The sequence below is a fragment of the Paracoccus thiocyanatus genome, from assembly GCF_900156255.1.
GTDB classification, from domain to species: Bacteria; Pseudomonadota; Alphaproteobacteria; order Rhodobacterales; family Rhodobacteraceae; genus Paracoccus; species Paracoccus thiocyanatus.
Window position 1 is genome coordinate 71,715 of the sequence record NZ_FTMK01000014.1, and the last position, 22,052, is coordinate 93,766.

21 protein-coding genes are annotated in these 22,052 nt (G+C 68.1%); 4 read left to right on the forward strand and 17 right to left on the reverse strand.

From position 1 onward, the window contains the following. Positions 1–8: 8 nt before the first annotated feature. Both F3H32_RS11480 and F3H32_RS11485 read left to right on the forward strand, forming a co-directional pair. The gene (locus tag F3H32_RS11480; RefSeq protein WP_149765978.1) at positions 9–920 is read left to right on the forward strand and encodes an MBL fold metallo-hydrolase; all 912 of its coding nucleotides are present in this window, start codon (positions 9–11) and stop codon (positions 918–920) included. Next, complete coding sequence (locus F3H32_RS11485) at positions 920–1,858, forward strand: MBL fold metallo-hydrolase (RefSeq protein ID WP_149765979.1); 939 nt, start codon at positions 920–922, stop codon at positions 1,856–1,858. The genes F3H32_RS11480 and F3H32_RS11485 overlap by 1 nt, the downstream gene beginning before the upstream one ends. A 53-nt stretch (positions 1,859–1,911) precedes the next feature. Here the strand turns inward: F3H32_RS11485 and F3H32_RS11490 are convergent, their stop codons facing one another. The 6 genes from F3H32_RS11490 to F3H32_RS11515 all read right to left on the reverse strand — a co-directional run bounded on the left by F3H32_RS11490 (position 1,912) and on the right by F3H32_RS11515 (position 7,640). After that, positions 1,912–2,496 (reverse strand): rhodanese-like domain-containing protein, encoded by a 585-nt coding sequence (locus F3H32_RS11490; protein WP_115756380.1) that lies wholly within the window; start codon positions 2,494–2,496, stop codon positions 1,912–1,914. Positions 2,497–2,601: 105 nt separating this feature from the next. Further along, positions 2,602–3,663, reverse strand: coding sequence for a YeeE/YedE family protein (locus F3H32_RS11495; RefSeq protein ID WP_149765980.1), 1,062 nt, complete (start codon positions 3,661–3,663; stop codon positions 2,602–2,604). 230 nt (positions 3,664–3,893) lie between these two features. Next, the gene (locus F3H32_RS11500; protein WP_149765981.1) at positions 3,894–5,063 is read right to left on the reverse strand and encodes an NnrS family protein; all 1,170 of its coding nucleotides are present in this window, start codon (positions 5,061–5,063) and stop codon (positions 3,894–3,896) included. Further along, complete coding sequence (locus F3H32_RS11505) at positions 5,060–5,809, reverse strand: ABC transporter ATP-binding protein (protein ID WP_149765982.1); 750 nt, start codon at positions 5,807–5,809, stop codon at positions 5,060–5,062. The genes F3H32_RS11500 and F3H32_RS11505 overlap by 4 nt, the downstream gene beginning before the upstream one ends. Next, a complete protein-coding gene (locus tag F3H32_RS11510) occupies positions 5,806–6,624 on the reverse strand; it encodes an ABC transporter permease (RefSeq protein WP_149765983.1) in 819 nt (272 codons plus the stop codon). The genes F3H32_RS11505 and F3H32_RS11510 overlap by 4 nt, the downstream gene beginning before the upstream one ends. Then, positions 6,621–7,640, reverse strand: a complete 1,020-nt coding sequence (locus tag F3H32_RS11515) for an ABC transporter substrate-binding protein (protein ID WP_149765984.1) — start codon at positions 7,638–7,640, stop codon at positions 6,621–6,623. The genes F3H32_RS11510 and F3H32_RS11515 overlap by 4 nt, the downstream gene beginning before the upstream one ends. A 328-nt stretch (positions 7,641–7,968) precedes the next feature. Between F3H32_RS11515 and F3H32_RS11520 the strand changes: the two genes are divergently transcribed. After that, the gene (locus tag F3H32_RS11520) at positions 7,969–8,901 is read left to right on the forward strand and encodes a sugar-binding transcriptional regulator (protein ID WP_149765985.1); all 933 of its coding nucleotides are present in this window, start codon (positions 7,969–7,971) and stop codon (positions 8,899–8,901) included. Between the two features lie 3 nt (positions 8,902–8,904). Here F3H32_RS11520 and F3H32_RS11525 read toward each other — a convergent pair whose 3' ends face one another. From F3H32_RS11525 to F3H32_RS11560, 8 genes are all read right to left on the reverse strand, one after another. Further along, positions 8,905–10,347 (reverse strand): FGGY-family carbohydrate kinase, encoded by a 1,443-nt coding sequence (locus F3H32_RS11525; RefSeq protein ID WP_149765986.1) that lies wholly within the window; start codon positions 10,345–10,347, stop codon positions 8,905–8,907. A 15-nt stretch (positions 10,348–10,362) separates the two neighbouring features. After that, positions 10,363–11,046, reverse strand: coding sequence for an HAD-IA family hydrolase (locus tag F3H32_RS11530; protein WP_223191424.1), 684 nt, complete (start codon positions 11,044–11,046; stop codon positions 10,363–10,365). Next, positions 11,024–12,487 (reverse strand): mannitol dehydrogenase family protein, encoded by a 1,464-nt coding sequence (locus F3H32_RS11535; protein ID WP_149765987.1) that lies wholly within the window; start codon positions 12,485–12,487, stop codon positions 11,024–11,026. The genes F3H32_RS11530 and F3H32_RS11535 overlap by 23 nt, the downstream gene beginning before the upstream one ends. 19 nt (positions 12,488–12,506) lie before the next feature. Beyond that, on the reverse strand, positions 12,507–13,505 hold the full coding sequence (locus tag F3H32_RS11540) for an ABC transporter ATP-binding protein (protein WP_149765988.1): 999 nt from the start codon (positions 13,503–13,505) through the stop codon (positions 12,507–12,509). Positions 13,506–13,514: 9 nt separating this feature from the next. Further along, on the reverse strand, positions 13,515–14,345 hold the full coding sequence (locus F3H32_RS11545) for a carbohydrate ABC transporter permease (protein WP_149765989.1): 831 nt from the start codon (positions 14,343–14,345) through the stop codon (positions 13,515–13,517). A 4-nt stretch (positions 14,346–14,349) separates the two neighbouring features. After that, positions 14,350–15,219, reverse strand: coding sequence for a carbohydrate ABC transporter permease (locus F3H32_RS11550; RefSeq protein WP_149765990.1), 870 nt, complete (start codon positions 15,217–15,219; stop codon positions 14,350–14,352). A 79-nt stretch (positions 15,220–15,298) separates the two neighbouring features. Further along, on the reverse strand, positions 15,299–16,606 hold the full coding sequence (locus tag F3H32_RS11555) for an ABC transporter substrate-binding protein (RefSeq protein ID WP_149765991.1): 1,308 nt from the start codon (positions 16,604–16,606) through the stop codon (positions 15,299–15,301). 148 nt (positions 16,607–16,754) lie between these two features. Next, positions 16,755–18,185, reverse strand: coding sequence for an alkaline phosphatase D family protein (locus F3H32_RS11560; RefSeq protein ID WP_149765992.1), 1,431 nt, complete (start codon positions 18,183–18,185; stop codon positions 16,755–16,757). A 125-nt stretch (positions 18,186–18,310) separates the two neighbouring features. Here F3H32_RS11560 and ligD point away from each other — a divergent pair, with 125 nt between their 5' ends. Beyond that, on the forward strand, positions 18,311–19,198 hold the full coding sequence (gene ligD, locus F3H32_RS11565) for a non-homologous end-joining DNA ligase (RefSeq protein ID WP_223191425.1): 888 nt from the start codon (positions 18,311–18,313) through the stop codon (positions 19,196–19,198). An 8-nt stretch (positions 19,199–19,206) separates the two neighbouring features. Here the strand turns inward: ligD and F3H32_RS11570 are convergent, their stop codons facing one another. Genes F3H32_RS11570 through ugpA form a run of 3 tightly spaced genes read right to left on the reverse strand, consistent with a single transcriptional unit; the run spans position 19,207 to position 22,009 of the window. Then, on the reverse strand, positions 19,207–20,271 hold the full coding sequence (locus tag F3H32_RS11570; protein WP_149765994.1) for a sn-glycerol-3-phosphate import ATP-binding protein UgpC: 1,065 nt from the start codon (positions 20,269–20,271) through the stop codon (positions 19,207–19,209). Next, positions 20,272–21,135, reverse strand: coding sequence for a sn-glycerol-3-phosphate ABC transporter permease UgpE (gene ugpE / locus F3H32_RS11575; RefSeq protein ID WP_149765995.1), 864 nt, complete (start codon positions 21,133–21,135; stop codon positions 20,272–20,274). It abuts the gene before it with no gap. Then, a complete protein-coding gene (gene ugpA / locus F3H32_RS11580) occupies positions 21,128–22,009 on the reverse strand; it encodes a sn-glycerol-3-phosphate ABC transporter permease UgpA (RefSeq protein WP_149765996.1) in 882 nt (293 codons plus the stop codon). Before ugpA ends, ugpE begins: the two co-directional genes overlap by 8 nt. Positions 22,010–22,052: the final 43 nt, after the last annotated feature.

Below are 22,052 nucleotides of genomic sequence, written 5' to 3' on the forward strand. Positions count from 1 at the left end.
AGAACCAAATGCAACTGAGCCGCCGTCATTTTCTTGCAACCTCTGCCGCCGCGCTGGCCCTGCCCTATAGCCGGGTCTGGGCCGCCACCACGCTGACCATGGGTCCGGTGCGGATCGACAGCCTGTCCGACGGGCATCTGGAACTGCCGCTGGACTTCACCCTGGCCGGCCTGCCCGAGGCCGAGGTCTCGGCCCTCATGGCCCGGCACGGGCTGCCGGCGGGCGGGCTGACGCCGCCCTGCAACCTGACGCTGCTGCGCGACGGCACCAACACCGTGCTGTTCGACCTGGGATCGGGGCCGGATTTCATGCCGACCGCCGGCAAGGTCATCGAAGCGCTTGCGGCGCTGGACCTGGCGCCCGAGGACGTGACCCATGTGCTGATCACCCATGGCCATCCCGATCACCTTTGGGGCCTGCTGGACGAATTCGACGAGCCGGTCTTTGCAGAGGCCGAATACATGATCGGCCAGGTCGAGTTCGACTATTGGATGGACCCCGCCACCGTCGACAGCATCGGCGAGGACCGCGCCAGCTTTGCCATCGGCGCCTCGCGCCGGCTGGAGGTCATCGCGGACAGCGTCCGCAAGCTTGCCGATGGCGAAGAGGCCCTGCCCGGCATCACCGCCCGGCTGACGCCCGGCCATACCCCCGGCCACATGGCCTATGAGATCGTTTCGCCCGACGGCGCGCTGATGGTCGTCGGCGATGCCATCGGCAACCACCACATCGCCTTCGACCAACCCGACTGGCCATCGCCTTCGGACCAGGACCCGGCCACCGCCGTCACCACCCGCACCGCGCTGCTGGAGCGGCTGGCGACCAGCGGGGTGCCGATTTTGGGCTTTCACCTGCCGCATGGCGGGCTGGGGCGGGTCGAAAAATCCGATACCGGCTATCGCTTTACGGAGGAAATCTGATGCGCGCGCTGATCCTGTTCCTGCTTGCCACCCCCGCCCTGGCATCCGAGGACATTCCGGACCAATATCCGCAATCGGTGCTGTATTCCAAGCCGGTCGAGGTGATCCCGCATGTGTTCTCGGCCATCGGCGCCACCGCGCCGCCGACCTACGAGAATGCGGGCCATAACAACAACCTGTCCTTTATCGTCACGGATGAAGGGGTGGTCGTGGTCAACTCCGGCGCCTCGTGGAAGCTGGCCGAGGCGCTGCATGCGGAAATCCGCGCCGTCACCGAACAGCCGGTCAAGCTGGTGATCAACGAAAACGGCCAGGGCCATGCCATGCTGGGCAACGGCTATTGGGCGGCGCAGGGCGTGCCGATCCTGGCCCATGAGGACGCCGCGGCCGAATTCGCCGACGGCGCGCCGCAGGACCTGGCCAGCCTGCAAAACTATGCCCGCGAACTGTCCGAAGGCACGGTCATCGCCCCCCCGACCGAGACCTTTTCCGACACGCGGACCATCACCATGGGCGGCGTCACCATCGAGGTGATGCACCTTGGCCCGGCCCATTCGCCCGGCGACACCCAGGTCTGGATCCCGCAATGGTCGATGATGCTCGCCGGCGATCTTGCCTTTCACGAGCGGATGCCGCCGATCTTCGAAGGCATCTGCACCTCGTGCTGGATCGAAACCTGGGAAACCAAGCTGGAGCCGATGGCCCCGACCTATGTCATCCCCGGCCACGGCCATCCGACCAACCTGGCGCAGGTCACGCGCTATACCCGCGACTACCTGGCCGATCTGCGCGAAAAGATCGGCGCCCATCTCGAAGAGGGCGGCGACCTGGGCGGGGCCTATTACGTCGATCAGTCGCGCTGGTCGCATCTCGACACGTTCGAAGAGCTGGCGACCAAGAATGCCGGCGTGGTCTTTGCCGAGATGGAGTTCGAATAGGCTGACGGCCGGGCGGGGCAAGGCCCCTGCCCGGCCGCAGCCGCTGCACCGGCCTAAATCCCGTGCATCTTGGCCTTGTCCAGCTTGTAGGTCCAGGGCAGGCCCGCGTTCTTCCAGCCGTTGACGCTGCGCGTTCCGGCCAGCGGCCCGTCCTTGGCCATGTCGCCTTCGAACCCGTCCGTCACCGACCAGACATTGCCGAAACCGGCCTTGGCCAGATCGTTGGCGGCCTTGGCGCTGCGATCGCCCGACCGGCAGATCAGGACGACCGCCGCATCCTCGCCCAGGCCCTTGGCCTTCAGCCGCGCCCGGACCTCGTCGACGAAGCCGGGATTGCTTTCCATCTTGAAGGTCCCGCGCTTGTCGTCCCAAACGGGCGTCGCGGGCGGGATCATATGGGGCACATTGGCATCCGCGACGGTCGGCATGCCGACAAAAATCACTTCGCCGGGCGAGCGCACGTCCAGAAACAGCACCTCTTGCGGGGCTTGCACGACCTTTTCATAGGCTTCCTGCGCGGTCAGATACAGCTTCTGCACCGTCTGCTTGTTTTCCGGCAAGGCCGCCGCATCGTCCGCCCATGCCGGAGCCAGCGGCGAAAACGCCGACAAGGCCAGGGCAAAAAGAATGGCACGCATGTGAAATCCTCTCCTGCTTGTATAGCAAGATACGAATATACGATCCAGGCGAGATGACGAAGCGATTTCCTGCATTGCCGGCGCGTGGCGCGGTGCGGCGTCGGGTCAGGCGGTCGCCGGCTGCGCGGATTGGTCCACCAGCCAGTCGGTGATCACCGCACCGATCCACATGCACAGCAGCGCAAGCCAGGCCGTCGCGACAAAGATCGAGCCGCCGGAAACACCGGCGCCGATGGCGCAGCCGCCCGCCAGCATGGCGCCAAAGCCCATCAGCGCCGCCCCCAGCATCGAACGGCGCATCTGGCTTTCGCCGTCGAAGCCCTGGAACTTCAGCCGCCGCTTCAGCGCCGCCGACAGGAAGGCGCCGGCAAAGACGCCGGGCACCAGCCCGGTATCGAAATCCAGCACCGGATTGTCGGTCAGAAAGAACATCAGCGTGCTGGCCGAGGGGCCGGAAAAGGTGGCCGAGGCGACGCTGACCGGCTCGAACGCCTGCTGCGCCAGGGAAAATGTCAGCACCCAGCCAAGCGCCACCGCAAAGCCGACGCCCGAGGCAAAGACCAGCACCGGCACGCCGATCCGGTTCGCCCGCGCCAGCCACAGCGCCAATGCGGCAAAGCCGCAGCCGATCAAAAGCGCACCGCCCTGGGGCAGCGCAAAAGCCGTCAGCAGATCCAGGTTGCGCCCGCCCGGAGTGGTCCACAGCGCCGCAAGCTCCTGGCGCAAGGGCGCCAGCCAGCCATGCAGCGCCATCTGCGCCACCACGGCAAAGATCAGCCCCGACACGACCGAGCGCAGGTTCCCCGTCGCCGCCAGCACCAGAAGCCGCCCCGAGCAGCCGCGCGCCAGCACCATGCCGGCGCCGAACATCAGCCCGCCGATCACCGCCCCCGACCAACTGCCGGTGACGGCCATCATCCGCGCCTCTTCGACCCGGAACAGGCCCAGAAGCCGCGCGCCCTGCACCCAGATCACCGCCGTTGAAAAGGTCAGCAGCCAGACCGCGACCCGCGGCCCCAGTTGTCCGCGCGCGAACTCTACCGTCGCCGCCCGCAGGCAAAAGGCCGAGCGTTCGGCCGAAAAGCCGAAGACCGCGCCGACCAGCAGGCCGAAGATCGCCGCCAGATGCGGTTCGGCGACATGCTCAAGAAGAAAGGCAAGATCCATGATAACCATCCTTGTCGCCATAAGGCCGCAACAATCCCGGCCGATCCTTGATATATGTCAAAAACCCAGTATTTCCTGGCCGCCAAGGCGCCGATCCATGCCGCGGGCCCGGAACCGCCCGCGCGATACCTGGTCCCCGGATCCTGGCCAAGCCTATTTGGTCTGCGGCCGCCGGGAAAGCAGCAACTCGCCGCAGGAAGGCGCTGCCCGCCCCCGGCCAGGCGGCCCGTTCACGGCAGGCGGCGGATCGCCGGCCAGTAATCGACCAGCCACAGCAGGAAGGCCGCCGCCCACAGCAGGGCGGCGATCAGATGCAGCGGGCCGGGCGGCCAGGGCATCAGCCCCATCTCGGGCAGGGCGCGCAACAGCACCGCGGCAGCCGCCAGCAGAAAGCCGGTCCGCGTGGCCAGGTTCAGCCCCAGGCCCTGCCCGGTATGGAACCGCCCGGCGATCGCCAGCACCGCCAGCACGCCCAGGCCCAGCCCGCCCATCAGCGCCAGGTGCAGCGGACCCGCTTCGCCCCAGGGCGCACCCAAGCCGGTCGCGCCAAGGCCCAGCAGCCCCGCGCCGGCAAACCCGGCCGACCCCATCAGCACCATGATTTCCGCCCGAAAGGCCCTTGCGCCGATGAAGCCTTCGGCCATGCGGTCCATGAAGGCGGCCCCGGCGGCGATCCACAGAAAGCCCGCCACCGCCGGCGACAGGCCCAGCCCTTGCCCCGCCAGGGCCAGCGCCACCAGCCCCGAGGACAGGTTCAGCCGCCCCGGATGCGGCCGGAACGGCGATGTCGCCTCGCTGGGGTCCAGCACGATATTCGTAACCGGCACGGTGATCCGCGCCAGGGCCAGGCCCAAAAGCCCCAGGAACAGCAGCCCGCCGGTGCGCAGCCATTCGGTCGCCAGGTCGAATCGCCCGGTTAGCATCGCCAGGCGCGCCATCAGGCAGGCCAGCCCCAGCGCCAGAAGCCAGCCGGAAAAGGTCAGCAGCCGCGTGGTGCGCTGCCGGACCGACAGCCCCAGCAGATAGGCCACAAGCAGCGCCAGCCAGGCCAGATCGGCCAGCATCGCCGGCAGGATTAGCGCGTCCGCCCCCAGCACGCCCGCAACCCGCGCGAATGCCCAAAGCGCCGCCAGCACCCAAAGCGGCCGCCCGTGCAGGGGGCGCGTGTCGGTCCATTCCGCGGCGGCGGTGGTCAGGAAACCCAGCAGCGCCGCGCCCCAGGCGCCAAAGATCATCTCATAGCCATGCCAGATACCGGGCGGAACATCGCGCGCGAAAGGCAGGTCAAAGGACCATAGCGCCACCCAGGCCAGCGGCCACAGCCCGGCATGCAGCGCCGTCAGCGGAAAGAACAGCCGGAAGCCTTCGTCGGAAAGCACGCGATGCAGGGGGGTGTTCATGGGCGCAGCCGTTCGTCGATGTCGTGGATATGCGCAAACAGCGGATCGGCGGCCAGATAGTCCTGGCGCAGCGCAAAGACCGCCTGGTCGTCGCGGCTGCCGGGATTGCCGGGGATCAGCCGCTCGCCGGCGATGCCGCGCCCGCCCGCATCCAAGACCAGGATGCGGTGGCTGATGCGGATCGCCTCCAGCAGGTCATGGGTGATAAACAGCGCGGCGAACCGGGCCGAGGCGGCGGCCTCGATCACCAGATCCTGCATCCGCCGCTTCAGCGCCACGTCCAGCGCGGTAAAGGGTTCGTCGAAATAGATGAAATCCGGGTCCGTCGCCAAGGCGCGGGCGATGGCGGCGCGCTGGCGCATGCCGCCGGACAGTTCGGACGGGTATTTCCCCAGATCCTCGGGCAAAAGCCCGGCGCGCAGGGCGGCATCGGCGACCAGCCGCCGCCGCATCCCGCGCGGCACGCGCGCCAGGCGCAGCGGAAAGCCGATATTGTCCGCCGCGGTCGCCCAGGGCATCAGCCGCGGGTCCTGAAAGACCATCGCATGGCGCAGGTAGCGGCGGATGATGCGCCCCTCGCGCGGGTCCACCAGCCCGGCGGCGATATGGGCCAGCGTCGACTTGCCCGAACCCGACGGGCCGATCAGCGCCACGATCTCTTGCCGGGCCACGCCCAGGCTAATGCCTTGCAGCACGGTGCGACCGAAAAAGGCATGGCCAATGCGGTTCAGCTCCAGCAGGTTCATCGCTTGACGCCCCAGGGTGCCGCGGCCTCGCGCCAGCGTTCCAGTTCGGCCCGGACCGGGCGGATCAGCATATATTCGACGGCGATCAGCGCCGCGACGGCCAGGCTGACCCAGGCCAGCGCCTCGGCGATGTCCAGCATCGCCCGCGCCCGCTCCAGCGCCCCGCCGACGCCGCCGGCATTGGCCAGCAGTTCCGCCATGATCGCCACCTTGAAGGCCGAGCCAAGCGCCAGGATCAGCGCCGGGAACAGCTGCGCCGAAATCTGCCGGGCCGAGACGAACAGGAAGCGCCGCACCGGCCCGGCACCAAAGACCTGCGCCATGTCGTCAAGGCCGCGGTCGCGCGTCACCACCCCCTCGACCGCGCCGACAAAGACCAGCGGCGTGGCCGAGATCAGGATCGTCACCGCAACGGTCATGTCCGAGGGGCCGAACCAGATCATCGCCAGCACGATCCAGGCGATGGGCGGTACGCCCAGCAGCAGGGTCAGGACCGGGCGCGACAGCCGCAGCGTGGCCGGGGAATAGCCCGCCGCCACCCCGGCGGCCGTGCCGATCAGCGCGCATAGCCCGAACCCGGCCAGCGCGCGGGCGGTGGTCAGCGCCAGCAGGTCCTGCGCCCTGCCCTCGTGCAGCAGCCGGGCGGCGGCGGCCAATGTATCAAGGGGCGCGGTCAGGATGAAATCGCCGTAAGCCTCGTGCCCGGCCTGCCAAAGCGCGCCGATCAGGGCCAGCCCGGCCAGCCCGGCCCAGGCCGACCACAGAAAGCGGCCCAGCCGGGCCAGCCGATCCAGGGATGCCGCAAACAGGTTCACAGCAGGTAGAACCCCGCATCCGGCAGCTTGCCGCCGATGATCGCCGCGTCCGCTTCGGCCATCAGCGCCAGGACGGCCTCGATGGCCGGCCGCGCGGCGGTCGCAGGGCGCACGGCCAGGCGGGAATGCGGCACCGACAGCGCCAGCACCGGGGCGGGCATCTCCAGCGGGCCGGCCGCAGCGGTCGCGGCCCGCACCGGATCGGCCAGCACCTCGGCATTCGCGCGGAGCAACGCGGCCTGCAAGGGCGCCAGCAGGTCCGCGCCATGGGCCAGGAAGGCATCGGTCGCGGCCAGCCCGGCCTGGGGCAGGATCGGGGCGACACCGCCCTGCTTGCCCCATTCCTCTTGCAGGTCGATGACGCGGGCAAAGCCCTTGCCGGCCACGCGGCCGCGCATGATGGCGACGCTGGCGGCGGGTTCGGCCAGCAGCGCCGCTTCGACCTGGCCCGCCAGCAGCATCTGCGCCGCCTCGATCGGGCTGCCGATGGGCAGCAGTTCCACCTTGCCGGCCATGCCGCGGCGCGTCAGCAGCGCTTGCAGCACCAGATCGGGCGTATCGTTGACAAAGGGCACCGCCAGCCGCCGGCCCTCCAGCGCGGCGAAATCCGCGATCTTTCCCGCTTCGGCGACGATGGACAGCAGCCCGTCGGTCATGGTGTTGACCAGCCCCAGTCCCATGCCCCGGTTGTAAAGATTGGCCGCCGTCTGCACCGGCACCACCGACAGGTCGATGGCTCCCGAGGTCAGCCCGGCGCGCAGCTCGTCCGGGTTGCGCCAGACCGACAGCGTGACCTGGGCCGACAGGTCCTTCAGCGCGCCCGAGGCTACGGCATGGGCCAGGGTGATGCTGGGCCCGGCGGGCGGGCCGAACAGCGCCAGCCGGGCCAGGGGCGCCGCATGCAGGATCGCGGGCGCGGCCAGCATGGCCGCCATGGCGCCCGCCCCGGCCAGCACGGCGCGGCGCGACACCGGGGGCAATGGGTGGAGCCGAAGGGAACGATGGGAAAGGGACATGGCGGCCCTCCTGTCGGGCATGGGGTGAATCGGCGTCGGCTGGCGAAGGCTGGCAAGAAGTCGACAAAAACCATAGGACGTCAGGACCGGCCGTCCTTGATCTAAGTCACGTCCCATCGCCCCCAGACTGGGCGAGGCCCCGCAAAAGCCGCGCCGCTGCGGCGGGTGCGACCTCGTGTCGCCGCGGCGCCGGGTCCGGCCCGGTCGCCGCGGCGCCGGCGGGTTGGCCACCCGCCATCCGGCCGGTGCTGGACAGCCGGGCCGCCGCCACGCTAGACAGGGCGCCACAGCAGGCGACCCCAGCGCAAAAGGCGAAAGCAAAGCCCCCATGTCGAACCAGGGCCGGAAACTGGAACAGGCGGCCAAGGCGGCATGGCTTTCCTATGTCGCGGGCAAGACCCAGGACGAGATCGCCGGGATCATGGGCGTCTCGCGCCAGACCGCGCAGCGGCTGGTCGCCCAGGCCATGGCCGAGGGCATCGTCAAGATCCGCATCGACCATCCTTTTGCGCATTGCATGGACCTGGCCGCCGGATTGCAGCGCAAATACCGGCTGGCCTTCTGCCAGATCGCGCCCGCGGACGCGCCCGAGGCCGGGGTGGCCCTGATGCTGGCCGACACGATCGAGCAATGGCTGCGCCGCTCTGATCCGATGACCATGGCCATCGGCACCGGCCGCACCCTGCGCAGCGCCATAGCGCAGTTGCCGCATATCGACTGCCCGCAGCATCGCATCGTCTCGCTGACCGGCAATATCGCGCCCGACGGCTCGACCGCCTATTACAACGTGCTGTTCACGCTTTCGGACCTGGTGACGGCGCGCAGCTTTCCGCTGCCGCTGCCCGTCATCGCCCCCACGGTGCGCGAGCGCCAGGCGGTCAACGGCCAGCCCAGCATCGAGCGGCTGATCCGCATGTCGGCCGAGGCGGCGGTGGCCTTTGTCGGCATCGGCACGGTGGACGGCCGCGCGCCGCTGATGCTGGACGGGTTCCTGACCCAGCCCGATATCGACGCGCTGGTCGCCGCCGGCGCGGTGGGCGAAATCACCGGCTGGGCCTATGACGCGCGGGGGGCGCTGGTCCAGGGGCTGAGCAATGACCGCGTGGCTTCGGCGCCGATTCCGCCGCGCGACACGACGCTGGTCATCGGCGCCGGCCATGGCATCGAAAAGGCCCCGGCGATCCGCGGCGCGCTGGCCGGGGGGCTGATCAACGGGCTAATCACCGATGCCGCGACCGGGGCGGCGCTGCTGGCCGGTTGATCCCTACATCGCCGCGATCTCGGCGCGCTGCTGCTGCATGCGCAGGAAGATGCGCCAATCCCGCTCGCGCCGGGCGCGGGCGGCGGGGTCGGGGCGGGTGATCTGGACCGGGCGGGCAAAGCACGCCCGCGCGGCGCGGATGCCGCCCGAAAGCGGCGCGGCGGCGGCGATGGCGGTGCCGCGCAGCACCGCATCCTCGGGCTGCCAATGGATCTCGGCCCCGATGGCATCCGCGTATAGCTGGCGCAGCAGGGCCGAGCGCGCCTGCCCGCCGGCCATGGCCAGCGCGGCGGGCGCCAGCCCCATATGGGCGATGACCTGCCGCGTCCCCAGCGCGATCCCCACCGCCGCGCGCCAGTAAAGCGCGTCCAGCGCCGGCGCGCTGCGATCCAGCGTCAGGCCGTGGATCACGCCGGGCAGCAGCGGATCGGCAAAGGGCGTCCGGCTGCCCTTGATGTCGGGCAGGACATGCAGGTCGGACCCAGGCTCGGGGCTGGCGGCGATGCGGGCCAGGATCTGGTCATGGCTGGGCGGCTGCGGGTAAAGCCCGCGCAACCGTTCAAGCAGCGCGCCGGTGGCGGATTGGCCGCCCTCGGTCACGCTTTCGCCGGCCAGGATGGCGCCGGGATAGGGGCCCCACAGCGCCGCGCGCGGCGCCAGCCCCGTCGCCATCACGCAATTCGAGGTGCCGGCGATCAGCGCCGGCATGTCGGGTGCCGCGCCAAGGGTGCCGGCAAAGGCGTCGATCAAGCCCGCCGCAACCAGCGTCTGCGGTCCCAGGCCCAGCTCGGCCGCGCCTTGCGCCGACAGCGGGCCGATGCGGCTGCCCGGCGGCAGGACCGGGCCGGGCCGGGGAAAGCCGGCAATGCCCAGCCGGTCCAGCAGATCCGCCTGCCAGCCGCCCCGGTCGGGCAGCCAGGGCCATTTCGCCGCCGCCGCGCAATGCGAGCGCGCTTCGATCCCGGTGGCGCGAAAGGCCAGATGGTCGCACAGGTCGCGGATGCCGGTCAGCGCCGCCCAGATCTTGGGCTGGTGGCGGGCCAGCCACATCAGCTTGGGCGTCTGCATCTCGGGCGAGACCGAGCCGCCGGCCCGCCGCACCACCTCGTGCGGGATGCGGCTGAGTTCGGCCGCCTCGGCCACGGCGCGGTGGTCATGCCAGGCGATCACGTCGGGGGCAAAGCCCGGCGCCTCGACCACCAGCGAACAGGTGGCGTCAAAGGCCAGCGCGCCCACCTGCGCAGGCCCGGCGCCGGCTTGGCACCGGGCTTCGGCCAGCGCCTCGGCCACCGCCTGCCAGATCTCGGCAACGTCGTGCATCGCCTGCCGTTCCGGCCCCGCCAGGGTGGCAAAGCCGCGGCTGGCGCGGGCGACAAGCCGGCCGTCAGGGGTGAAAAGCCCCGCTCGCGCACGGGCCGAGCCCACATCCACCGCCCCGATCAGCACGGCGATTCCCCTTCTTCAGCCCAGATCGGCCAAAGTCTTGGGCAAATCGCGCGCCTGGTCAATCAGCGCATCCGGCCGCAGCGCCGCCAGCTTTTCGGCCAGCCGCGCCGGCGCGGCATGGCTGCCGCCCAGGAAACCCACCACCCGCATGCCGGCGGCGCGCGCCGCCGCAAGGCCGGCGGGGCTGTCCTCGATCACCACGCAATCGGCCGGCGCCACGCCCAGATGCCGGGCGGCGAACAGGAACAGGTCGGGCGCGGGCTTGCCATGCGCCACCTGCGCCGCGGAATAGACATGCGGCCCGAACAGCGGCGCCAGTCCCGTGACCGCCAGCGAAAGCCGCAGCCGTTCGGGCGCGCTGGACGAGGCCACGGCGCGCGGGCCGGGCAATTGCGCCAGCACCTCGGCCATGCCGGGCACCGGGCGCAGGTCGCGGCGAAAGCGCAGGGCCAGCGCCTCGGCATAGCCGGGCAGCGCCGGGCCAAGGTCCAGCCCCTGCCCCCGCGCCGCCGCGACCACGGTCGAAAACGAGCGGCCCAGGAATTCGTCATAGATCCGGGCATGGCTGATCGGCAGGCCCAGGCGGTCCAGCATCGCCTTGATCTCGGCCGCGGCCAGGGGTTCGGAATCGACCAGCACCCCATCGCAGTCAAAGATCAGCCCGCGCGCCAAGCGCTCAAGCCCCCAGATAGGCGTCAAGCGTCGCCCGCGTGCCCCTGTCCCACAGCATTGCAAGCCAGCGCGCGAAAGCCTGGGCAAAACGCGCGTCGGACCCGGTCGCGCCATAGACCTCGACCATGCCGAGCCAGGCGCTGGCATCGCTGCGCGCCGCGGCGGCCCGCGCCAGCAGCCGGTCCCAGCTTGGATCGTTGGGCGCGATCACCGCGCCGCTGTCGCTGGTGCCGGCGCAATAGCGGCACCATAGGGCGGAACCCAGCGCCAGCCCCTCGACCGGCTGGTCGCGGTCCAGCCGGTGCGCGATGGTCGGGACGATGAACTTGGGCTGCCGGTTCGAGCCGTCCAGGCAAAGCCTGCGCACCGTGTCGCCGATCTTGGGATTGGCGCAACGCTCGGCCACGCGGTCGAAATAGGCGGCAAGGTCGGTGCCGGGCACCGACGGCACGGCGGGGATGATCTCATCCGCCTCGACCTTTTGCAGAAAGGCGCGGACCTGCGCGTCCGCCATCGCCTCATGCACGAAATGGATGTCCAGCAGCCCGGCCGGATAGGCGATCAGCGCATGGCCGCCGTTCAGGATGCGGATCTTCATCAGCTCCCATGGCGTCACGTCGGCGACGAACTCGACGCCGGCCTTTTCCAGCGGCGGGCGGCCGGCGGGAAAATTATCCTCAAGCACCCATTGGATGAAATCCTCGCAAAAGACCGGGGCCTGGTCGGGGATGCCGAAATCCTCGCGCACCATGCGCCGTTCACGGTCGCTGGTGGCCGGGGTGATGCGGTCCACCATCGCATTCGGAAAGGCCACATTGGCCAGGATCCAGTCGGCCAGCGCCGGGTCCGACAGTTGCGCGGTGCCGGCCACCGCCTCGCGGGTGACATCACCGTTATGGGGGATGTTGTCGCAGCACATGACGGTAAAGGGCGCATGCCCCGCCGCCCGGCGCGCCCGCAGCCCCGCGACGATCAGGCCGAAAACGGTCTGCGGCGCATCGGGGCTGGCCGCATCGGCGGCGATGGCGGGATGCGCCCTGTCGAAATGCCCGGTGGCGGCGTCGATGAAATAGCCGCCCTCGGTGATGGTCAGCGCCACGATGCGGATCGCCGGATCGGCCAGCGTGGCGATCACCCGCCGATGGTCGCCCGGCGCGATATAGTCCACGATCGGCCCCAGCACCCGCGCGTCCGAGCGTTCCGCCGATTGCTCGACCAGGGTATAAAGGTGGTCCTGCGCGGCCAGCGTTTCGCGCATTTGCGCGTCGCCCGGCATGACGCCGGCGCCGATGATGGCGAAGTCCTGCGCCAGCCCCATGTTCATCAGCCGGTCCAGATAGGCCGCCTGATGGGCGCGAAAGAAATTGCCGACGCCGAAATGCAGGATGCCGGGGCGCAGCGTGCTGCGGTCATAGCCCGGCACCGGCTGGGCGATCTGCGAAAGCGTCTTGGTCGAAAGCCTGTCCATCTGGGTCATCCGTTGCGGTTCAAAGTGCCAGCCCCTGCTGGTCGAAGCGATAGACCCGGCCCTCTTGCGGGGTCAGGTGGATGCGGTCGCCGTGATGGACCGGAACCTCTCCGGCCGCGCGCGCCACCACATGCGTGCCATCGTCCAGGTCCACATGCAGGAAGGTGTCCGACCCCAGATGCTCGGCCACGCCGACCGTGCCGGAAAAGGCCCCTTCGGTCGTGGACATGGCGAAATGTTCGGGACGCACGCCGATGGCATGGGCGCCCAGCCCGGCTGCTGCCGCGCCTTCCAGGAAGTTCATGTTCGGACTGCCGATGAAACCCGCGACAAAGCGGTTGCGGGGGCTGCGGTAAAGCTCCAGCGGCGAACCCACCTGTTCGATATGGCCGGCGCGCAGGACGACGATCTTGTCGGCCATGGTCATCGCCTCGACCTGGTCATGGGTGACATAGACCATGGTCGTCGCCAGCTTCTTGTGCAGTTCGGAAATCTCGACCCGCATGTTCACCCGCAGCGCCGCGTCCAGGTTCGACAAGGGCTCGTCGAACAGGAATGCCGACGGCTCGCGCACGATGGCCCGGCCGATGGCGACGCGCTGGCGCTGGCCGCCCGACAACTGGCCCGGACGGCGGTCCAGGTAATCGGTCAGGTTCAGGATGCCCGCCGCATGCTGGACGCGGCGTTCCTGTTCTTCGGCGGCCATGCCCGCCATCTTCAGCGGAAAGGCGATGTTCTTTCTGACCGACATATGCGGGTAAAGCGCATAGGACTGGAACACCATCGCCAGCTTGCGCCTGGCCGGTGCCGCCTGGGTCATGTCCTGGCCGTCGATGACGATCCGGCCCGAGGTCACGTCCTCCAGTCCCGCGATCAGGCGCAACAGCGTGGACTTGCCGCAGCCCGAAGGGCCGACGAAGACCACGAATTCGCCGTCGTTGATCTCCAGGTCGACGCCCGGAATGACCTCGACATCGCCAAAATTCTTGCGGACCTGTTCAAGCGTGATGCTGCCCATGGTTTCCCCCTATTTCACCGCGCCAAAGGTCAGGCCGCGCACGAGTTGCTTCTGGCTGAACCAGCCCAGGATCAGGATCGGGGCAATGGCCATGGTGCTTGCCGCCGAAAGTTTTGCGTAAAACAGCCCCTCGGGCGAGGAATAGCTGGCGATGAAGGTCGTCAGCGGCGCCGCCCTGCTGGTGGTCAGGTTCAGCGTCCAGAACGCCTCGTTCCAGGCCAGGATGACGTTCAAAAGCAGGGTCGAGGCGATGCCCGGCACCGCCATCGGCGTCAGCACATGCACGATCTCGTTTTTCAGGCTGGCGCCGTCCATCCGCGCGGCTTCCAGGATCTCGGACGGGATCTCGCGGAAATAGGTGTAAAGCATCCAGACGATGATCGGCAGGTTGATCAGCATCAGCACCACGGTGATGCCCAGCCGCGTATCCAGCAGCCCCCAGGACCGAAACAGCAGATACATCGGGATCAGCACGCCCGCGGCCGGCATCATCTTGGTCGACAGCATCCACATCAGCAGGTCCTTGGTGCGCCTGGCCGGCTGAAAGGCCATGGACCAGGCGGCCGGAACCGCGATCAGCAGGCCCAAGAGCGTCGAGCCGACCGAGATGATGACCGAGTTCATGAAATGCCGGAAATAGGGCGAACGGGACTGCACCTCGGCATAGTTCTGGGTCGTCCAGTCGAAGAACAGGAACTTGGGCGGCGATGCGATGGCGTCGGCCTCGGACTTGAAGCTGGTCAGGATCGTCCACAGGATCGGGAAAAAGATCAGCAGCGCCACGCCCCAGGCCAGGATGGTAAAGCCCCAGCGGCTTGTATTGGAAATCTTGCGGGCCATGGTCTTACTCCAGCGTCTTGCCGATCATCCGCATCAGGAAGATCGCGACGATATTGGCAAGGATGACGGCGATGATGCCCCCGGCGGATGCGCCGCCGACGTCGAATTGCAAAAGCGCCTGGCTATAGACCAGATAGGTCAGGTTGGTGGACTGGTAGCCGGGGCCGCCATTGGTCGTCACCAGGATCTCGGCAAAGACCGACAGCAGGAAGATGGTCTCGATCAGGATCACCACGGTGATGGCGCGCGACAGGTGCGGCAGCACCAGGTGAATGAACTTGGACAGCGCGCCGGCGCCGTCCATCTCGGCCGCCTCCATCTGCTCGCTGTCCAAGGATTGCAGCGCGGTCAGCAGGATCAGCGTGGCAAAGGGCAGCCATTGCCAGGACACGATCAGGATGATCGACATCAGCGGATACTGAGCTAGAAAATCTATCGGTTGCGCGCCCATGGCCTTGGCGATCCAGGCGAAAAGCCCGTTCACCGGGTTCATGAACATGTTCTTCCACACCAGGGCCGACACCGTCGGCATGATGAAGAAGGGCGCGATGACCAGGATGCGGACGATGCCTTGGCCGAACATCGGCTGGTCAAGCAGCAGCGCCAGCAGGATGCCGCCGCCCACGGTGATGACCAAGACGCCTCCGACCAGCAGCAGCGTGTTCGCCATCGCCGTCCAGAAGGCGGGATCGGACAGGAAATATTGATAGTTGGTCCAGCCGATGAACCGCTCCATGCCGGGCGACAGCAGGTTGTAGCTTTGGAAGCTGAACCACAGCGTCATGCCCAGCGGCACGATCATCCAGGCCAGAAGCAGCAGGACCGAGGGCGCGACCATCAGGCGCGCAAGTGTGTTCTGGTGTCGGGTCGCCATCGGCGCGCCTCCCCATGCGTGGGACAAGGGTTCGGGCGGCAAGGGGCGGGCATCCGCCCCCTGCCCGGTGGTCAGGCCATCACTTGGGATAGCCGGCCTTGGCCATTTCGCGTTCGCTGATCTGCTGGGCCATCTGAAGGGCCTGGTCCACGCTGGCCTGTCCGGCAAGCGCGGCCGAGAATTGCTGGCCGACCGCGGTGCCAAGCGCCTGGAACTCGGGGATGCCGACCCATTGCGTGCCGATATAGGGCACCTCGACCGTGGTGGGGTTCTTCAGGTCGGCCGACATGATGCTGTCCAGCGTCGGCTTGGCAAAGGGCGCGGCCTGCTGGTATTCGGGGTTTTCGTAAAGCGAGGTCCGGGTGCCGGGCGGCACGTTCGCCCAGCCTTCGGCCGCCGCGACCTGTTCGGTATAGGCCTTGGAGGTCGCCCAGGCGACGAATTTCTTGGCCGCCTCTGGCGCGTCGGTCGACGACGGGACCGCCAGCGTCCAGGCCCAAAGCCACATCTGCGGCTTCTCACCCTCGGGGGCCAAGGCATAGCCGACCTTATCGGCGACGGTGGAATCCTCGGGGTTCGACACGAAGCTGGCGGCCACGGTGGCGTCGATCCACATGCCGCATTTGCCGGTCTGGAACAGCGCCAGGTTCTCGTTGAAGCCGTTCGAGGAGGCGCCGGGCGGCCCGGCCTCGGTCATGATGGCGACGTAATCGGTCAGCGCCTTCTTCCACGCCTCGCCCGAGAATTGCGGCTTCCATTCCATGTCGAACCAGGGCGCGCCGTAGCTGGCGCCCATCGAGGTCAGGAAGGCCATGTTCTCGCCCCAGCCGGCCTTGCCGCGCAGGCAGATGCCATAGACCTCGTTTTCCTTGTCGGTCATCTTGCGCGCCGCGTCATAGACGAAGTCCCAGGTCGGGCGCTCGGGCATTTCCAGCCCGGCCTTTTCCATCAGGTCGGTGCGGTACATGATCATCGCCGATTCGCCGTAGAAGGGCGCGGCGTAAAGCTTGCCGTCCAGCGACAGACCTTCGGCAATCGGGGGCAGGATGTCGGCGGCGTCGTAATCCTCGCCCATGTCGTCAAGCGCGGTCAGCCAGCCCTGCTTGGCCCAGATCGGCACTTCGTAATTGCCGACGGTCACGATGTCATATTGCCCGCCCTTGGTGGCGATGTCGGTGGTCACGCGCTGGCGCAGGACGTTTTCTTCCAGCGTGACCCATTCCAGTTCGATGTCCGGGTTCGCGTCGGTGAACGGCTTGGTCATCTTTTGCATGCGGATCATGTCGCCGTTGTTCACGGTGGCGATGGTCAGCGTTTCGGCCAGGGCCGGCACGGCCAGCGCGGTCATGGCGCAGGCCCCCATCAGGCCGCGCAGCATCATGCTCATTTCGATTGTCCTCCCCTAAGGATCAACATTTGCCAATGTGATGGGCAAATGCTCACATAACCGTCACCGTTCTGTCAAGAAAAATCGGCGCGGCCGATAGAAGGGGCCGCGCCGGATGATGGTTTCTTGCAGGATGCCGGCCAGGCGTCTAGGCAGACAGGTCGAGCGCGGGGGTCTCGCCGCTTTCCTCCAGATGCCAGGCCGCCTGCCAACGGCCGTCGCGTCGCGCCAGCGCCAGGTAGTTGCGCTGGGCGACATAGCGGTGGCGCTGGCCCGGCAGCGGAAGGATGCGGATCGGATGGCCGGGCAACGGTGCCTCGCCCAGCCCGGCAAACAGCCCCAGCGCGCGGGCATAGGCTTGCGGCGGCGCGCGATGCGAGATGCCCGAGGCGACCAGTTGATGCACCTTCTGCGCATCCGGCCCCATCACGGCGCGGGTGGCCAGGTGGATTTCCCCCGACAAGGCAGTCACGTCCGCACGGGCGCGCCATTCCAGCACCTGGGCCAGCATGCGCTGCCATTCGGCGCGGTGGGTGCGGCTTTGCCATTGGTCGCGCAGGTCGTCTTCGTAATGCTGCATGCGCGGGACGACCATCATCGCGCGTTCCAGCAGCGACAGGCGCGGGCCCAACAACGGCACGCTGGAGACCAGGAACACCTGTTCGCCCTGCGGCGCCAGCGCCTTGACCGCCCGCCAGCCCGCCGGTCCCATGATGCGGTGGCGGCCGCGTTCCGAACGCAAGTCGGGCGCGGCGACGGTCAGGCCGGGCAGTTCGCGCTTCCAGGTCAGGCTGGCGCCGGTCGGATCCAGGAACAGGTCGGGAATATCGCTTTCCACCGCGCCATGCTGGAACAGCAGATAGGTTTCGCGCGCCACGCCGAACAGCACCTGCCCGACCGGCGAATCGGTCTGCTCTTGCGGCAATGAGCCCCAGCCGTCGCAGATGTCGTGATCGTCCCAGACCGACAGCATCGGCACCTGCGCGGCCATGGCCGCATAGCCCGGCGCCGCAAGGACATGCAGATAGCGGGCGACGAAGCGGCGGCGCAGGTGCTCCGCCAGATCGGCAAGGGCGGCGGGATCGTCCGCCGGCACCGTCCGCTGCGGCCAGTCCGCGCTTAGCGGATGGCCCTGGGTGGCTTCGTCGGCATAGATCTGGTCGCCGCCTTGCAGCAGCAGCGCAAAGGGCGCCTGGGCATGGTCGCGGGCCAGGCGCCGCCACATCAGGTTGCGTTCGTCCCCGTCGCGGTCCATGTCGCCGCTTTCCTCGCCATTGCAGGACACGAAGGCCAGGCGCAGGTCGCCGGTCAGGTCGGCCGCGACCGGGTGAAAGCGCCCCTCGAACTCATAGCCGCCCTGGGCCGGGGTCAGGGTGAAATCGTGGCGCCAGACAGCGAGCTGGGCGATTTCGGCGATGCGGCGCGGCGCGATCTCGGCCCCCGGCAGCCGGATCGGCGGCGGCGGCGGCTCGTCCTTGGGCCGGATCACGATCGCGGCAAGCCGGACCCCCTGCCCGGCCATGCCGCGAAAATGCAGGATCGGTCCCGCCCGCTGGGGTTGCTGCGCCTTGTCTACCATACGGTCCCGTCCTTGTTGTATCGCCGGCAAGGATATAGGTGCGGCGCGCGAAAGCACAAATCGCGCCGGCGGCGAACCGAAGCCGCCGCCCCGGCGTTGGCCAAGCGACAACAGCGGGGCGGGCCATGGCGGAACGGATCGAAGGCGTCGAGATATCGCATCCCGAACGGGTGATCTTTGCCGATACCGGGCTGACCAAGGCCGGGCTTGCCCGCTATTACCAGTCCATCGCCGAACCGATGCTGGAAGAGTCCGCGAACCGGCCGCTGTCACTGCTGCGCCTGCCCGACGGGATGGCGGGCGAGCGGTTCTTTCAGAAGCACCCCGGCAAGGGCTTTCCCAAGGCGATCCGCCAGATGCAGATCACCGAAAGCGACGGCGAGGATGCGGCCTATGCCTATGTCGCCGACGCAGCCGGGCTGGTCGCCGCCGCACAGATGGGCACGGTCGAGTTCCACATCTGGCCCGCCCGCCGCGACCGGCTGGAGCGGCCAGACCGGCTGGTCCTGGACCTGGACCCGGACGAAGGGCTGGGCTTCGACGCGGTGCGCAGCGCCGCGCTGTCGCTGCGCGACCGGCTGCTGGACCTGGGGCTTTCCCCTTGGGCCATGCTCAGCGGCGGCAAGGGCGTGCATCTGGTGGTGACGCTGCGCCGCAGCCTTGGCTGGGACGATCTAAAGCGCTTTGCCCGCGATTTCGCGGCGCTTTGCGCGCAGGACGAGCCGGACCGCTATACGGTGGAACTGTCCAAGGCCAGCCGCAAGGGCCGCATCTTCATCGACTGGCTGCGCAACGAGCGCGGATCGACCGCCATCGCGCCCTTTTCGGTGCGCGCGCGGCCCGGCGCGCCGGTGGCGGCGCCAGTCGGCTGGGACGAACTGGCCGGGATCGACACCGCCGGCGCCTTTGGCATCCAGGCGGCGCAAGAGCGCGGCTGGGCCGGCGTCGCACGCAAGCCGCAAAGCCTGACCCGCGCCATGTTCGAGGCGCTGGAAACCGCGCTGGCCGGCTAAGTCCGGGTTCAGTCCCCGATCCGGCGGCCATCCTGCGGGTCGAAGAAATGCAGATGCGCGGGATCGGGCACGACCTCGACCCGGTCGCCCCGCCCCAGCCCGCTGGTTCCGGGCAGGCGCAGCACCAGGGGCTCGTCCGAGCCCTCGATCATGCCATAGCCGAAGGCGTCGGCGCCCAGCCTTTCGACCGAGCGCAGCAGGACCGGGATCGCGGGCTCGCCCGGTTCGGCGGCGCGCAGATGCTCGGGGCGCAGGCCAAGCCGCAGCGCGCCGGTCCGCGGCGCAGCCGGCAACCGCAGCTCGACACCGCCGGGCAAGGTGACATGGCCCTTGGCCGCCTGGACCGGGACGATGTTCATCGCGGGCGAACCGATGAAGCCCGCCACGAATTCGCTGGCCGGGCGCTCATAGACCTCCAAGGGCGTCGCGATCTGCTCGGCCACGCCCTTGTTCATCACGATCAGCCGGTCGGCCAGCGTCATCGCCTCGACCTGGTCATGCGTGACGTAAAGCGTGGTCTGGCCGGTGCGCAGGTGCATTTCCTTGATCTGCAAGCGCATCTGCACCCGGAGTTTCGCGTCGAGGTTCGACAGCGGCTCGTCCAAGAGCAGCGCCGCCGGCTCGCGCACCAGCGCCCGGCCCATGGCGACGCGCTGGCGCTGGCCGCCCGACAGCGCGCGGGGCTTGCGGTCCAGATAGGGCTGAAGTTCCAGCATGGTCGCGGCCTTGGCGACGCGGGCCTCGATCTCGGCCTTCGGCAGCCGGGCGATCTTGAGGCCATAGGCCATGTTCTCGCGCACCGACATATGCGGGTAAAGCGCGTAGTTCTGGAACACCATGGCGATGTCGCGCTGGCGCGGTTCCAGGTCGTTGACCACCTTGCCGCCGATCTCGACCGTGCCGGCGCTGATCGCCTCCAGCCCGGCCACCATGCGCAGCAGCGTGGATTTGCCGCAGCCCGAGGGGCCGACGATCACCACGAATTCGCCATCGGCGATCTGGGTGGTGATGCCGTGGATGACCTGGTTTCCCGCATAGCTCTTGCGGACGTCGTTAAGCGTGATGCGGGCCATCTATTTCTCCGTCTCGACCAGGCCCTTGACGAACCAGCGCTGCATCAGCACCACCACCAGGATCGGCGGCAGGATGGCCAGCACGCTTGTGACCATCACCAGGTTCCAGGGCGTATCGGCATCGGCGAACGAGATCATCTTTTTCAGCGCGATGACGATGGTGTTCATTTCGTTGGAATTGGTGACAAGCAGCGGCCACAGGTATTGCGTCCAGCCATAGATGAACTGGATCACGAAGATCGCCGCGACATTGGTCAGCGACAAGGGCCACAGGATGTCCTTGAAGAACCGCCAGGGCCCGGCGCCGTCGACGCGCGCCGCCTCCAAAAGTTCATCGGGGATGGTCATGAAGAACTGCCGGAACAGCAGCGTCGCGGTGGCCGAGGCGATCAGGGGCAGGATCAGCCCCGGATAGGTGTCGATCAGCCCCAGGTCGACCATGACCTTGTAAGTCGGCTGGATGCGCACCTCGACCGGCAGCATCAGGGTGATGAAGATCAGCCAGAAACAGGCCATGCGCAGCGGAAAGCGGAAAAAGACGATGGCATAGGCCGAGGCCATCGAGATCGCGATCTTTCCCAGCGCGATGCCCAGGGCGACCACCGTGGTATTGGCCAGAAGCCGCCACAGGCTGACGCCCCCGATGCGGCGGACCCCGCCCTCGAACGCCTGGCCGTAATTCGCGGCGGCCTCGGGTCCCGGCAGCAGCGGCAGCGGCGGGCGCAGGATGGTCTGCACCGAATGGGTCGAGGCGACGAAGACGTAATAGACCGGAAAGGCCACCACGATCACGCCCAGGATCATCCAGAAATGCGCCACCAGCCGCCCCGCGCCACGCGCCGCCAGGGGTGAGGGTTCAGCCATAATGCACCCGCCTTTCGATAAAGCGGAACTGGAACGCGGTCAGCGCGATCACGATCACCATCAGGATCACCGATTGCGCGGCGCTGTCGCCCATGATCAGGTTCACGAAACCGTCGTTATAGACCTTGTAGACCAGCGTCTCGGTCGCCTTGCCGGGGCCGCCGCCGGTCACGGCATGGATGATGCCAAAGGTGTCGAACAACGCGTAGACCGTATTCACCACCAGCAGGAAAAACGTCGTGGGCGCCAGCAGCGGAAAGGCGATGGTCCAGAACGCATGGCGACGCGACGCGCCGTCGATGGCCGCCGCTTCCAGAAGGGATCGAGGAATCGCCTGCAACCCAGCGACAAAGAACAGGAAATTATAGCTGATCTGCTTCCAGGTGGCGGCTGCGACCACCAGGGTCATCGCCTGCTCGCCGTCCAGAAGCGGGTTCCAGTAGAGGCCCAACTGCCGCAGCGGCCAGGCCAGCGTCCCGAAACTGGGGTTGAACATGAACAGCCACAGCATGCCGGCGATGGCGGGCGCCACGGCATAGGGCCAGATCATCAGCGTCCGGTAAAAACCCCGGCCGCGGATGATCTTTTCCGCCTGCACCGCCAAAAACAGCGCGATCGCCATGGCGCAAAAGGCGACCAGCACCGAAAACACCGCCGTCACCCGGACCGAGTTCAGATAGTTCGGATCACCCAGCACCTTGCGGAAATTCGCCAGGCCCACAAAGGTCGATTTCAGGCCGAACGCATCCTCGCGCAGCAGGGATTGCCGGAACGCCTGCCCCGCCGGCCAGTAAAAGAAGATCAACGTGATCGCCAACTGCGGCGCCAGCAGCAGCCAGGGCAGCAGCTTGTGCGGAAAGACCGTGCGTCTCATCCGTCCCCCATTGCCGGATCGGTCCTGCCAAAGCGGGCGGGCG